Source organism: Pseudomonas sp. DWP2-2, from assembly GCF_049897065.1.
Taxonomy (GTDB): Bacteria; Pseudomonadota; Gammaproteobacteria; order Pseudomonadales; family Pseudomonadaceae; genus Aquipseudomonas; species Aquipseudomonas paracarnis.
This window is the reverse complement of record NZ_JAFCVN010000005.1, coordinates 475,507-488,085: the sequence shown is the minus strand read 5'-3', so window position 1 is coordinate 488,085 and position 12,579 is coordinate 475,507. Positions and strand designations below refer to the sequence as shown.

Sequence of the window (12,579 nt, the reverse complement as noted above, 5' to 3'; positions counted from 1 at the left end):
GAGCAATGCAGCAACTCAATCCTTCCGAAATAAGTGAAATTATCAAGGGCCGCATCGACAAGCTCGATGTGACCTCCCAAGCCCGTAACGAAGGCACTGTCGTCAGCGTATCTGACGGCATCGTGCGGATTCACGGTCTGGCCGACGTAATGTACGGCGAGATGATCGAGTTTCCGGGCGGCGTCTACGGTATGGCCCTCAACCTGGAGCAAGACTCCGTAGGTGCCGTTGTATTGGGCGCGTACACCAGTCTGGCTGAAGGCATGAGCGCCAAGTGCACAGGCCGCATCCTGGAAGTTCCGGTTGGTAAGGAACTGCTGGGTCGCGTAGTCGACGCACTGGGTAACCCTGTTGACGGTAAAGGTCCACTGGGCAACACCGAGACCGACGCGGTCGAGAAAGTTGCTCCAGGCGTGATCTGGCGTAAGTCGGTAGACCAGCCTGTACAGACTGGCTACAAGGCTGTCGATGCCATGATCCCAGTCGGCCGTGGCCAGCGTGAGCTGATCATCGGTGACCGTCAGATCGGTAAAACCGCTCTGGCGATCGACGCGATCATCAACCAGAAAGACAGCGGCATTTTCTGCGTCTACGTAGCCATCGGTCAGAAGCAATCGACCATCGCCAACGTAGTTCGCAAGCTGGAAGAAAACGGCGCCCTGGCCAACACGATCATCGTGGCTGCCAGTGCTTCGGAATCTCCTGCGCTGCAATTCCTGGCACCGTACTCCGGCTGCACCATGGGTGAATTCTTCCGCGACCGCGGTGAAGACGCGCTGATCGTTTATGACGATCTGTCCAAGCAAGCAGTGGCTTATCGCCAGATTTCCCTGCTGCTGCGCCGTCCACCAGGCCGTGAAGCTTACCCAGGCGACGTGTTCTATCTCCACTCCCGTCTGCTGGAGCGCGCATCCCGCGTTTCCGAAGAGTACGTAGAGAAGTTCACCAACGGCGCAGTGACCGGCAAAACCGGTTCCCTGACCGCACTGCCGATCATCGAAACCCAGGCTGGCGACGTTTCCGCGTTCGTTCCGACCAACGTGATTTCCATCACCGACGGTCAGATCTTCCTGGAATCGGCCATGTTCAACTCGGGCATCCGCCCTGCAGTGAACGCCGGTGTTTCGGTATCCCGTGTGGGTGGTGCCGCTCAGACCAAGATCATCAAGAAGCTCTCCGGTGGTATCCGTACCGCTCTGGCTCAGTATCGTGAACTGGCGGCATTCGCCCAGTTCGCTTCTGACCTGGACGAAGCGACCCGTAAGCAACTTGAGCATGGTCAGCGCGTTACCGAGCTGATGAAGCAGAAGCAATACGCCCCAATGTCGATCGCTGACATGGCGTTGTCGCTGTATGCCGCTGAGCGTGGGTTCCTGACCGACGTTGAAATCGCCAAGGTCGGCAGCTTTGAACAAGCGCTGATTGCTTACTTCAACCGCGATCACGCCGAATTGATGGCGAAGATCAACGTGAAGGGTGACTTCAATGACGATATCGACGCTGGCATGAAAGCCGGTATCGAGAAGTTCAAGGCCACCCAAACCTGGTAAGCCGCAGCGGGAGCCGCAAGGCTCCCGCTTGCTAACCTGATAGGTGTTACATGGCAGGCGCAAAAGAGATTCGCAGTAAGATTGCGAGCATCAAAAGCACGCAAAAAATTACCAGCGCCATGGAAAAAGTGGCGGTCAGCAAAATGCGCAAGGCACAAATGCGCATGGCTGCTAGCCGTCCTTATGCGGAGCGTATCCGCCAGGTAATTGGGCATCTGGCCAACGCCAACCCGGAATACCGCCACCCGTTCATGATCGACCGCGCCGTCAAGCGTGTGGGTTATGTGGTAGTGAGCAGTGACCGTGGTTTGTGCGGTGGTCTGAATACCAACCTGTTCAAGGCCCTGGTCAAGGACATGGCGGTAAACCGCGAAAACGGCGTCGAGATTGATCTGTGTGTTGTTGGTAGCAAGGGTGCGGCCTTTTTCCGCAACTTCGGCGGTAACGTCGTTGCAGCTATCAGCCACCTGGGTGAAGAGCCGTCGATCAATGATTTGATCGGCAGTGTGAAGGTGATGCTGGATGCGTACCTGGAAGGCCGTATTGACCGCCTCTCCGTGGTATCCAACAAGTTCATCAACACCATGACCCAGCAGCCAACCGTGGAGCAGTTGATTCCACTGGTGGCGACTCCGGATCAGGAACTCAAGCACCACTGGGACTACCTCTACGAACCAGACGCCAAAGAGCTGCTTGACGGCTTGATGGTGCGCTACGTGGAGTCGCAGGTGTACCAGGCGGTGGTCGAGAACAACGCAGCTGAACAAGCGGCGCGGATGATCGCGATGAAAAACGCTACCGATAACGCCGGTGATCTGATCAGCGATTTGCAGCTGATCTACAACAAGGCGCGTCAGGCTGCGATCACCCAAGAGATCTCGGAAATCGTCGGCGGCGCTGCCGCGGTTTAACGGTTCAAATATTCAGAGGATCCAGCTATGAGTAGCGGACGTATCGTTCAAATCATCGGCGCCGTTATCGACGTGGAATTTCCACGCGACAGCGTACCGAGCATCTATAACGCGCTGAAAGTACAAGGCGCGGAAACTACCCTGGAAGTTCAGCAGCAGCTGGGCGACGGCGTAGTTCGTACCATTGCGATGGGTTCCACCGAAGGCTTGAAGCGCGGTCTGGACGTTGTCGACACTGGCGCTGCCATCTCCGTACCGGTCGGTAAAGCGACTCTGGGCCGGATCATGGACGTACTGGGCAACCCGATCGACGAAGCTGGCCCGATTGCCACCGAAGAGCGCTGGGGCATTCACCGCGCAGCACCTTCGTTCGCAGAACAAGCGGGCGGCAACGACCTGCTGGAAACCGGCATCAAGGTTATCGACCTGGTTTGCCCGTTCGCCAAAGGCGGTAAAGTCGGTCTGTTCGGTGGTGCCGGTGTAGGCAAGACCGTAAACATGATGGAACTGATCCGTAACATCGCCATCGAGCACAGCGGTTATTCCGTGTTCGCAGGTGTTGGTGAGCGTACTCGTGAGGGTAACGACTTCTACCACGAGATGAAGGACTCCAACGTTCTGGACAAAGTGGCACTGGTTTACGGTCAGATGAACGAGCCGCCGGGAAACCGTCTGCGCGTAGCCCTGACTGGCCTGACCATGGCCGAGAAGTTCCGTGACGAAGGTAACGACGTTCTGCTGTTCGTCGACAACATCTACCGTTACACCCTGGCCGGTACTGAAGTATCCGCACTGCTGGGCCGTATGCCTTCGGCAGTAGGTTACCAGCCGACCCTGGCTGAAGAGATGGGCGTTCTGCAAGAGCGTATCACTTCGACCAAGGAAGGTTCGATCACCTCGATCCAAGCGGTATACGTACCTGCGGATGACTTGACCGACCCGTCGCCAGCCACCACCTTCGCCCACTTGGACGCCACCGTCGTTCTGTCCCGTGACATCGCTTCCCTGGGTATCTACCCAGCGGTCGATCCACTCGACTCGACTTCGCGCCAGCTGGACCCGAACGTGATCGGCCAGGAGCACTACGACACCGCTCGCGGTGTTCAGTACGTGCTGCAGCGTTACAAAGAACTGAAGGACATCATTGCGATCCTGGGTATGGACGAGCTGTCGGAAGCCGACAAGCAGTTGGTAAACCGTGCTCGTAAGATCCAGCGTTTCTTGTCGCAGCCGTTCTTCGTGGCTGAAGTCTTCACCGGTGCCTCGGGTAAATACGTTTCCCTGAAAGACACCATTGCTGGCTTCAAAGGCATCCTCAACGGTGACTACGACCACCTGCCAGAACAAGCGTTCTACATGGTCGGCGGCATCGAAGAAGCGATCGAGAAAGCCAAGAAACTGTAATCCTGGCGCCCGGAAACGGGCGCTCATCAGGTTGAGGCAATCAGATGGCTATGACAGTCCATTGCGATATCGTCAGCGCGGAAGGAGAAATTTTCTCCGGTCTGGTCGAGTTTGTAACAGCGCACGGTGACCTGGGTGATCTTGGTATCGCCATGGGTCACGCCCCGCTGATCACAAGCTTGAAGCCAGGTCCGATCACTCTGACCAAGCAAGGCGGGGAACGTGAGGTGTTTTACATCTCCGGTGGTTTCCTCGAGGTTCAGCCGAACATGGTCAAGGTACTTGCCGACACCGTGCAACGTGCTGGCGACCTGGATGAAGCCTCCGCTCAGGAAGCCGTCAAGGCTGCCGAGAAGGCGCTGAACGAAAAAGGCGCAGACTTCGACTACAGCGCTGCTGCAGTCCGTCTGGCCGAGGCCGCAGCCCAGCTGCGTACTCTCCAGCAGATCCGCAAGAAGTAAGCGGCGTCGCCGTTTTGTTTCATGCGTGATTGATTAAAAAGGGTAGCCTCGGCTACCCTTTTTCTTTTTTTGCAAAACACTTCTTTGGTCTGAACCCGGACCGCCCAGGATTGGTAGCCATTCATGTCTCTTGAAATCGTCATTCTCGCCGCAGGCCAGGGCACCCGCATGCGTTCAGCCCTGCCCAAGGTACTGCATCCGGTTGCCGGCAACTCCATGCTGGGCCATGTTATCCACAGTGCCCGCCAGTTGGACCCACAACGTATTCATGTGGTGATTGGCCACGGTGCCGACGTGGTCCGTGAGCGTCTGGCTGCGGACGATCTGAATTTCGTATTGCAAGACAAGCAACTGGGCACCGGCCACGCGACCGCGCAGGCTGTGCCTTTCATCACTGCGGACACGGTATTGATCCTCTACGGCGATGTCCCGCTGATTGAAGTGGAAACCTTGCAACGCCTGCTCAAGCACGTGGTGCCTGGCCAGATGGGCCTGCTGACAGTTGAGCTGGATGACCCTACGGGCTACGGCCGCATTGTGCGCAACGCCGACGGCAAGGTGGCTGCCATCGTTGAACACAAAGATGCCAGCGAAGCCCAGCGCGCGATTACTGAAGGCAATACCGGCATTCTCGCCGTGCCTGCCAACAAGCTCGCCGACTGGATGAGCCGCCTGTCCAACAACAACGCTCAGGGCGAGTACTACCTCACCGACGTCATCGAGATGGCCGTCAGCGATGGCCTGCTGGTCGCCACCGAGCAGCCCCACCATCCGATGGAAGTGCAGGGCGCCAACGACCGCAAACAACTGGCAGAGCTGGAACGTCACTATCAACTGCGCGAAGGCCTGCGCCTGATGGCCCAGGGCGTGACCCTGCGAGACCCGGCGCGTTTCGATGTACGTGGCGAAGTCACGGTGGGCCGCGACGTCCTGATCGATATCAATGTGATCCTCGAAGGCCGCGTGATCATTGAAGACGGTGTGGTCATCGGTCCGAACTGCGTGATCAAGGACAGCACCTTGCGCAAAGGCGTGGTGGTCAAGGCCAACAGCCATATCGACGGTGCCGTGATGGGTGAGGGCAGCGATGCCGGGCCGTTTGCGCGCTTGCGTCCGGGTAGTGAGCTGGGGGCCCAGGCCCATGTGGGTAACTTTGTCGAACTGAAAAACGCTCACCTCGGCGAAGGCGCCAAAGTCGGCCACCTGACTTATCTGGGGGATGCCGTCATCGGCGCACGCACCAACATCGGCGCTGGCACCATCACCTGCAACTATGACGGTGCCAACAAGTACCAGACCACCATTGGTGAAGACGTGTTCATCGGGTCCAATAACTCGCTGGTTGCTCCCGTGACCATCGGTGATGGTTCCAACACCGCAGCGGGCTCGACCATCAACCAGGATGTGGATAAGTCCCAACTGGCCGTTGCCCGCGCCCGCCAACGCAACATCGACGGCTGGAAACGCCCAGTCAAGATCAAAAAGAGCTGAGTTATCCACAACTCGATAGGTTGAGACTCACTCCTGTGGAAGCTGGCTTGCCTGCGATAGCGGTCTGACATTCATCATGATGTCGCCTGACACGCAGCTATCGCAGGCAAGCCAGCTCCCACAGTTGTTTAGTGGCATGTCCGAAAGCTCTACAAAAATGCCTTCCGCCTCTTGACGATCTTTCCCCAATAGGTTTTGATTGCCTTCGTTATCTTTCGAAACGAAACTTATCACTACCATGTCGAAACGAAACACCCCCCAGCGACGCCACAATATCCTCACCTTGCTCAACGAGCAGGGCGAAGTCAGCGTGGACGAGTTGGCCAAACATTTCGAAACTTCGGAAGTGACCATCCGCAAGGACCTTGCTGCCCTCGAAAGTAACGGCTTGCTCCTGCGTCGCTACGGCGGTGCAATCACTATGCCCCAAGAGCTGGTGGGCGACGCTGCCCAGCCCATCTCGGCCTACAAGCGCGCCATCGCCCGTGCGGCCGTGAAGCGTTTGCGTGAACATGCGCGCATCATCATCGACAGCGGCAGCACTACCGCCGCGATGATCCCCGAACTGGGCCATCAGCCGGGCCTGGTGGTGATGACCAACTCCCTGAACGTGGCCCGCGCCTTGAGCGAATTGGAACACGAGCCGGTGCTGTTGATGACCGGGGGTACCTGGGACCCACATTCGGATTCGTTCCAGGGCCAGGTCGCTGAGCAGGTGCTGCGTTCCTATGACTTTGACCAGCTGTTCATCGGTGCCGATGGCATCGACCTGCAGCGCGGTACCACTACCTTCAACGAACTGCTGGGCTTGAGCCGTGTGATGGCCGAGGTCGCCCGTGAAGTGGTGGTGATGGTCGAATCCGACAAGATCGGCCGCAAGATTCCCAACCTGGAACTGCCCTGGAGCAGCGTCCATACCCTTATTACCGATGATCGCCTGCCGCTCGAGGCCCGCGACCAGATCCAAGCCCGCGGCATTACGCTGATATGCGCGGCAATCATCTAGGAGAAACACCATGTGTGGAATTGTTGGCGCAGTCGCCGAACGTAACGTTACTGCCATCCTGATCGAAGGCCTCAAGCGCCTCGAATACCGCGGCTACGATAGCGCCGGTGTGGCCCTCTTCACCAACGCCGGCAAGCTGGAGCGCATGCGCCGCCCGGGTAAGGTCAGCGAACTGGACCAAGCCCTGGCCGGTGAGCCGCTGGCAGGCCGCCTGGGCATTGCCCACACCCGTTGGGCCACCCACGGTGCACCGTGCGAGCGTAACGCTCACCCGCACTTCTCCGGCGACCTGGCCGTGGTGCACAACGGCATTATCGAAAACCATGAAGTGCTGCGTGAACAACTCAAGGGCCTGGGCTACGTCTTCACCTCGGACACCGACACCGAAGTGATCGCCCACCTGCTCAACCACAAGCTCAAGGATCAAAGCGACCTGACCACCGCCCTCAAGGCCACGGTCAAGGAACTGCATGGCGCCTACGGCCTGGCCGTGATCAGCGCCAGCCAGCCTGACCGCCTGGTTGCCGCACGCAGTGGCAGCCCATTGGTGATCGGCCTGGGCCTGGGCGAGAACTTCCTTGCCTCCGACCAACTGGCCCTGCGCCAAGTGACCGACCGCTTCATGTATCTGGAAGAAGGCGACATTGCCGACATCCGCCGTGAAAGCGTGCAGATCTGGGATGTGAATGGTCAGTCCGTCGAGCGCGAAGCCGTGCAATACCGCGACGGTGCCGAAGCCGCCGACAAAGGCGAGTTCCGCCACTTCATGCTCAAGGAAATCCACGAGCAGCCGTCCGTGGTACAGCGCACCCTGGAAGGTCGCCTGAGCCAGAACCAAGTATTGGTGAACGCTTTCGGCCCGCAAGCCGCCGAACTGTTCGCCAAAGTGCGCAATGTGCAAATCGTCGCCTGTGGCACCAGCTACCACGCCGGTATGGTGGCGCGTTACTGGTTGGAAGAACTGGCCGGCATCCCCTGCCAGGTCGAAGTCGCCAGCGAGTTCCGCTACCGCAAGGTGGTGGTGCAGCCCGACACCCTGTTCGTGACCATCTCCCAGTCCGGTGAAACCGCCGACACCCTGGCTGCCTTGCGCAACGCCAAGGAGCTGGGCTTCCTCGGCAGTCTGGCGATCTGCAACGTCAGCATCAGCTCCCTGGTGCGTGAATCCGACCTGACCCTGCTGACCCAGGCCGGTCGCGAAATCGGCGTGGCCTCCACCAAAGCCTTCACCACCCAACTGGTGGGCCTGTTGCTGCTGACCCTGTCCTTGGGCCAAGTGCGCGGCACCCTCGCCGAAGGTGTCGAAGCCACCCTGGTGGAAGAACTGCGTCGCCTGCCGACCCGCCTGGGTGAAGCCTTGGCCATGGACAGCACCGTGGAAAAAGTCGCCGAGCTGTTCGCTGACAAGAACCACACCCTGTTCCTGGGCCGTGGCGCGCAATACCCGGTGGCGATGGAAGGCTCGCTGAAACTCAAGGAAATCTCGTACATCCACGCCGAAGCCTACCCGGCCGGCGAGCTGAAGCACGGCCCGTTGGCCCTGGTGGACGACGACATGCCGGTGGTTACCGTGGCGCCGAACAACGAACTGCTGGAGAAGCTCAAATCCAACCTGCAGGAAGTACGCGCCCGTGGCGGCCAACTGATCGTTTTCGCAGATGAAAAAGCCGGCATGACCAACGGTGAAGGCACCCACGTCATCAACATGCCGCATATCCACGACACGCTGTCGCCGATCCTCTACACCATCCCGCTGCAGTTGCTGTCGTACTACGTCGCCGTGCTCAAAGGCACCGACGTTGACCAGCCGCGTAATCTGGCGAAGTCGGTGACGGTGGAATAAGCCTTACTGACGTACCCAATAGGGGCTGTTTTAAACAGCCCCTTTTTTCGTTCTGGATTCGCTCAATTCAAGGATGCGTATTGATGCAAAGCCCTTCTGCTACCGTCCACGCACGTCTGCACAATCGTCGGTTTGTGGTCGCGAATAACGCGCAAGGCCTGTCCGGTACCGGCACCGTGTTTCATTACAAAGTCGAAGACGGGGTGATTTCGAGCATTTATCAGGGTGGCCGAATTCGCCTGGGAACGCAGGTCGGGCGGGTGACCGGCCCAGATACTATCGAGCTGCTTTATCAGTGCGTCACCCTGGACGGGGAGCTGCTCGCAGGGTGGTCACGAGGCACGGTAGGTGTTGATCACGCCGGGCGCACTACCCTGAGTTTCGTTTGGGGCTGGCTATCGGGTGCGACCGGAGGCGGAGAGTCTAGCTATATCGAGATCACTGGCTAGAGGCATTGAAAGCACCATAAAACCTACAGGTAGGCGCATATCCCCTGTGGGAGCGGGCTTGCCCGCGAAGGCGGCGTGTCAGTCGCTGCATCTGTTACTGCACTACCGCTTTCGCAGGCAAGCCAGCTGCCACATTTTGATCTCCATCGGGTTTGTGAAAGGGGTGGGTCAGGTCCACCAGTAGCGCACGAGATGAAAGAAGATCGGCGCCGCAAAGCACACCGAATCCAGCCGATCCAACATCCCGCCGTGTCCTTCGATCATGTGCCCCCAGTCCTTCACACCGCGGTCACGCTTGATCGCCGACATCACAATCCCTCCCGCAAACCCCAGCAAGTTGATCAGCAGCGCGATCAGAAACGACTGCCAGGGATTGAACGGTGTGGTCCACCACAGCGCCGCGCCGATCAAGGAGGACAGCAGAATTCCGCCCACAAATCCTTCCACGGTTTTCGACGGCGACAGGTTGGGCGCGATCTTGCGTTTGCCGAACAGCTTGCCGCACACGTACTGCAATACATCCGACAGTTGCACCACGATCACCAGATAGGCGATCAGCAGCAGGTTGCGGCCTTCGTAGCCCGGTATGTCCAAGGTCAGTAGTGCCGGGACGAAAGACACGCAGAACACGGCGATCATCAGCCCCCATTGCACCTTCGATGCCCGTTCCAGAAAGTGCGTACTGTCGCCGCCCAGGGAGGCGAGGATCGGCAGCAGCAGGAACACGTACACCGGGATGAAGATCGAGAACAGCCCGTACCAGTCGGCGTAGATCAGCAGGTATTGCAGCGGCAGGGCCAGGTAGAACGCGGCCACCAGGGCCGGGTAGTCGCTGCGTCGGGTGGGCGTGAGGGTGAGGAACTCGCGCAGGGCGTAGAACGACACCGCGTAGAACAGCAGGATCACCGCGCCGGTGCCGAGCCAGAACGCGATGCCGATCACCACCACCATCACCCACCAGGCGTTGATGCGGGCGTTGAGGTTGTCGATCACGGCATTCGGGCTGCCACGGGTGCGCAGCTTGAGGATCAGGCCGATCAGCGAGGCGATGACCAGGATCGCGCCGATGCCGCCAAATAACATCAGGGTTTGGCTATCCATCTCAGGAATGCTCCGGGGCAAGGGCGAGCAGGGCGTCGCGGCTGCGGGCAAGGAAGTCGGCTTTGTCTTCGCCTTCTTCCAGTTGCAGGGGGGCACCGAAGCTGGTGGTGCATAACAAGGGCAGTGGCAATACGCGGCCCTTGGGCATAACCCGGTTCAGGTTGGCTATCCACACCGGGACCAGCTCGGCCTGTGGGTAACTCTTTGCCAGGTGGTACAAACCGCTTTTGAACGGCAGCAAGCCATCCTCCAGATTGCGCGTGCCTTCGGGAAAAATGATCAGCGAATCGCCGCCCTCCAACGCCGCAAGCATGGGCTGCAATGGGTTGTCCACAGGGTCCTTGCGCTCACGGTCGATCAGCACGCCATTGAACACTCGATTGATGATGTAGCGGCGCAGCGCACTCTTGTTCCAGTAATCACTGCCAGCCACCGGGCGTGTGAATTTGCGCAGGTTCTGCGGCAGTGATGCCCACACCAGGACGAAGTCGCCGTGGCTGCTGTGGTTGGCGAAGTAGATCCGCTGCACCGGGACCGGCGCGCACCCCAGCCACAGGCTGCGGGCGCCAGTGACGGTGCGGGCCATGGAAGTAATCAGCGTGGCGACCACGGGTTCGAACATGGGAATTCCTTATCCGGCGAAAGGTAGCCAAGGGCTGGCGAGAATGACGCCCAGGGTCAACAGCGCTTGCGCGCCCAGCAGCCAGGCTTGTTTACGCAGCAGTTTGAGGGCGCCGCGACGGCGTTCAGTCCATGGCCGACCGGCTCGCTTGGGCGATTGCAGGCCAAGGGTTTGCAGGGCCTGGTCCAGGTCTGGCGTGCGGGTGGTGTCGCGAGCGAGCAGGGCGAACAGGTCGGCGTCAAAGGCCACCCGCAGCGCCCAATACTTTTGCAGCAGGCCCAGCACGATCATCCACAGGGCCAACAGCAGACAAATGGTGGAAATGCTGGCCAACAGCAGCTGGGCGAGGCCAAACAGCACGCCTAGCAGCGTCAGGCCTGTGGATAACTGATCCAGGGAGCGGCCGCGGCGCAACAGGCTGGCGACGACCTGGAGTTCCATATCAGCAGGCATTTGGCAAACCCTCCAATGCTTGACGGTGTTCGGGGTGCAGGACCACATCGGCCCGCGCTGTACGAATAATAGCCAGCGCTTGCTCAACCGTGGTGGCTCGCCCCGTGTTCAACAGCCAGGCGGCGACGGCGGTGGCGCTGCGTGAGTAACCGAGGGCACAGCACACCAACAGGGGGCCGCTCGCTTGCAGGCGTTCAATGGTGTGGGCCGCTTTCAAGCATTCGTCGGGGGTTGGGGCGATCAGGTCCAGCACGGGCACGCAGGCGTAAGCACGGCCCTGTGGATTAATCGGCAGTTCGGCGCATAAGTCGACAATGGCCTTGAATGAACCCAGCTCGCGGGTGGCAGGAATACGCCCGAGCCAGACGTTATCCACAATCGGATCGGCCTGAGGATGTTTGCGCGTCCACAGCCGCGAATTGATCCAGGCGCCCGCCAGATAAGGTGCATATAACCAGCGTGCCGCAGGCGTAAGGTGGCCATCCTCACGTTTTTGAAAGCCCGACGCGCCGAGTACGAGGTAGTTGGCCGTGATCAACCCCAGAGAAACCGCAGGCCATAGCAGCCACAGGCAAGCGCCACCGCATAAGCAGGCCAGCACTGTCAGTATCACTGCGCCCAGCCCATAGCGTATCCCTAGCCGCCATCGTTGGTTATCCCGCGTCAGCCGTGCATTCAGTAAGGGGCTCGGGTGCTCCATCGGCCATAACCACACGCACAACCACCCCGCGAGGGCGCCTGTGGGTAAGTCGATAAAGTGATGTTGATAAGTGGTCAGCACCGAAACCCCGATTAGCGCGAACCAGCCGTGCACCACCCAACGCCAGAATCCTTGAGTATGCCGTTGGTACATCACCCACAGGATCACCAGCAGCGCGATATGCAGCGAAGGCGCCTGGTTGAAGGGCTTGTCAAAACCGGCCAGCACCGCAAACAACCAACCGAACACACCGTCCAGTTCCGGCCGCTCAAACGTGAAGCGCAGTGGCCAGATCAGGAAGCAACTCACGGCTATCACCTGCGCACTCAGCAGGCGCAGCGCATGCTGTTTGAGCTCATGACGCGTGTTGGGTAGCAGCAACGAGAAGCCGTAAAGCAGGTCGATGGACCAGTAGGGCACGATTGTCCATGCCCAGAACGGCATGTGTGTTTCCCAGCCGAACACCAGGGTGCCGACGTCGCTGCGCTGGCTGGTGACCCAGGTGGCGAAGCCGTAGGTGCTGAAAAACAGCGGCGCCAACAGCAGCAGCCAAAGCACCGCAGGTTTCAATAAACCGGTTTCGCGCAT

12 protein-coding genes are annotated in these 12,579 nt (G+C 59.3%); 8 read left to right on the top strand and 4 right to left on the bottom strand.

Annotation, left to right across the window (positions count from 1 at the left end):
• Nucleotides 1-5: 5 nt before the first annotated feature.
• The 8 genes from atpA to ACP7CZ_RS14865 all read left to right on the top strand — a co-directional run bounded on the left by atpA (nucleotide 6) and on the right by ACP7CZ_RS14865 (nucleotide 9,115).
• Complete coding sequence (atpA, locus tag ACP7CZ_RS14900) at nucleotides 6-1,550, top strand: F0F1 ATP synthase subunit alpha (RefSeq protein WP_003195831.1); 1,545 nt, start codon at nucleotides 6-8, stop codon at nucleotides 1,548-1,550.
• 50 nt (nucleotides 1,551-1,600) lie between these two features.
• Nucleotides 1,601-2,461 (top strand): F0F1 ATP synthase subunit gamma, encoded by an 861-nt coding sequence (atpG, locus tag ACP7CZ_RS14895; RefSeq protein WP_003233565.1) that lies wholly within the window; start codon nucleotides 1,601-1,603, stop codon nucleotides 2,459-2,461.
• A 27-nt stretch (nucleotides 2,462-2,488) separates the two neighbouring features.
• On the top strand, nucleotides 2,489-3,865 hold the full coding sequence (gene atpD / locus ACP7CZ_RS14890) for a F0F1 ATP synthase subunit beta (protein ID WP_003195827.1): 1,377 nt from the start codon (nucleotides 2,489-2,491) through the stop codon (nucleotides 3,863-3,865).
• A 44-nt stretch (nucleotides 3,866-3,909) separates the two neighbouring features.
• Nucleotides 3,910-4,326, top strand: coding sequence for a F0F1 ATP synthase subunit epsilon (locus ACP7CZ_RS14885; RefSeq protein ID WP_003195825.1), 417 nt, complete (start codon nucleotides 3,910-3,912; stop codon nucleotides 4,324-4,326).
• 123 nt (nucleotides 4,327-4,449) lie between these two features.
• Nucleotides 4,450-5,817 carry a bifunctional UDP-N-acetylglucosamine diphosphorylase/glucosamine-1-phosphate N-acetyltransferase GlmU gene (gene glmU, locus ACP7CZ_RS14880; RefSeq protein ID WP_054898304.1) on the top strand — a complete coding sequence of 456 codons (1,368 nt, stop codon included), beginning with the start codon at nucleotides 4,450-4,452 and terminating at the stop codon, nucleotides 5,815-5,817.
• Nucleotides 5,818-6,055: 238 nt separating this feature from the next.
• Complete coding sequence (locus ACP7CZ_RS14875) at nucleotides 6,056-6,823, top strand: DeoR/GlpR family DNA-binding transcription regulator (RefSeq protein WP_003195822.1); 768 nt, start codon at nucleotides 6,056-6,058, stop codon at nucleotides 6,821-6,823.
• A 10-nt stretch (nucleotides 6,824-6,833) separates the two neighbouring features.
• Nucleotides 6,834-8,666 (top strand): glutamine--fructose-6-phosphate transaminase (isomerizing), encoded by a 1,833-nt coding sequence (gene glmS / locus ACP7CZ_RS14870; RefSeq protein WP_294188606.1) that lies wholly within the window; start codon nucleotides 6,834-6,836, stop codon nucleotides 8,664-8,666.
• 83 nt (nucleotides 8,667-8,749) lie between these two features.
• On the top strand, nucleotides 8,750-9,115 hold the full coding sequence (locus ACP7CZ_RS14865; RefSeq protein WP_054896099.1) for a hypothetical protein: 366 nt from the start codon (nucleotides 8,750-8,752) through the stop codon (nucleotides 9,113-9,115).
• 168 nt (nucleotides 9,116-9,283) lie between these two features.
• Here ACP7CZ_RS14865 and ACP7CZ_RS14860 read toward each other — a convergent pair whose 3' ends face one another.
• From ACP7CZ_RS14860 to ACP7CZ_RS14845, 4 genes are read right to left on the bottom strand one after another with little or no spacing between them, the layout of a single operon-like run.
• Nucleotides 9,284-10,216: a phosphatidate cytidylyltransferase gene (locus tag ACP7CZ_RS14860; RefSeq protein WP_034129176.1), complete on the bottom strand. Its 933-nt coding sequence runs from the start codon at nucleotides 10,214-10,216 to the stop codon at nucleotides 9,284-9,286.
• Nucleotide 10,217: 1 nt separating this feature from the next.
• A complete protein-coding gene (locus tag ACP7CZ_RS14855) occupies nucleotides 10,218-10,838 on the bottom strand; it encodes a lysophospholipid acyltransferase family protein (protein ID WP_034129175.1) in 621 nt (206 codons plus the stop codon).
• 9 nt (nucleotides 10,839-10,847) lie between these two features.
• The gene (locus ACP7CZ_RS14850) at nucleotides 10,848-11,291 is read right to left on the bottom strand and encodes a hypothetical protein (protein ID WP_054896098.1); all 444 of its coding nucleotides are present in this window, start codon (nucleotides 11,289-11,291) and stop codon (nucleotides 10,848-10,850) included.
• On the bottom strand, nucleotides 11,281-12,579 hold the full coding sequence (locus ACP7CZ_RS14845) for a phosphatase PAP2/dual specificity phosphatase family protein (RefSeq protein WP_072445678.1): 1,299 nt from the start codon (nucleotides 12,577-12,579) through the stop codon (nucleotides 11,281-11,283). Before ACP7CZ_RS14845 ends, ACP7CZ_RS14850 begins: the two co-directional genes overlap by 11 nt.

What these genes read in the sequence shown, in the direction of transcription:
- atpA (WP_003195831.1), top strand. Translation starts at nt 6, where the DNA reads ATGCAGCAACTCAATCCTTCCGAAATAAGTGAAATTATCAAGGGCCGC.
- atpG (WP_003233565.1), top strand. Translation starts at nt 1,601, where the DNA reads ATGGCAGGCGCAAAAGAGATTCGCAGTAAGATTGCGAGCATCAAAAGC.
- atpD (WP_003195827.1), top strand. Translation starts at nt 2,489, where the DNA reads ATGAGTAGCGGACGTATCGTTCAAATCATCGGCGCCGTTATCGACGTG.
- ACP7CZ_RS14885 (WP_003195825.1), top strand. Translation starts at nt 3,910, where the DNA reads ATGGCTATGACAGTCCATTGCGATATCGTCAGCGCGGAAGGAGAAATT.
- glmU (WP_054898304.1), top strand. Translation starts at nt 4,450, where the DNA reads ATGTCTCTTGAAATCGTCATTCTCGCCGCAGGCCAGGGCACCCGCATG.
- ACP7CZ_RS14875 (WP_003195822.1), top strand. Translation starts at nt 6,056, where the DNA reads ATGTCGAAACGAAACACCCCCCAGCGACGCCACAATATCCTCACCTTG.
- glmS (WP_294188606.1), top strand. Translation starts at nt 6,834, where the DNA reads ATGTGTGGAATTGTTGGCGCAGTCGCCGAACGTAACGTTACTGCCATC.
- ACP7CZ_RS14865 (WP_054896099.1), top strand. Translation starts at nt 8,750, where the DNA reads ATGCAAAGCCCTTCTGCTACCGTCCACGCACGTCTGCACAATCGTCGG.
- ACP7CZ_RS14860 (WP_034129176.1), bottom strand. Translation starts at nt 10,216, where the DNA reads ATGGATAGCCAAACCCTGATGTTATTTGGCGGCATCGGCGCGATCCTG.
- ACP7CZ_RS14855 (WP_034129175.1), bottom strand. Translation starts at nt 10,838, where the DNA reads ATGTTCGAACCCGTGGTCGCCACGCTGATTACTTCCATGGCCCGCACC.
- ACP7CZ_RS14850 (WP_054896098.1), bottom strand. Translation starts at nt 11,291, where the DNA reads ATGCCTGCTGATATGGAACTCCAGGTCGTCGCCAGCCTGTTGCGCCGC.
- ACP7CZ_RS14845 (WP_072445678.1), bottom strand. Translation starts at nt 12,579, where the DNA reads ATGCGCGAAACCGGTTTATTGAAACCTGCGGTGCTTTGGCTGCTGCTG.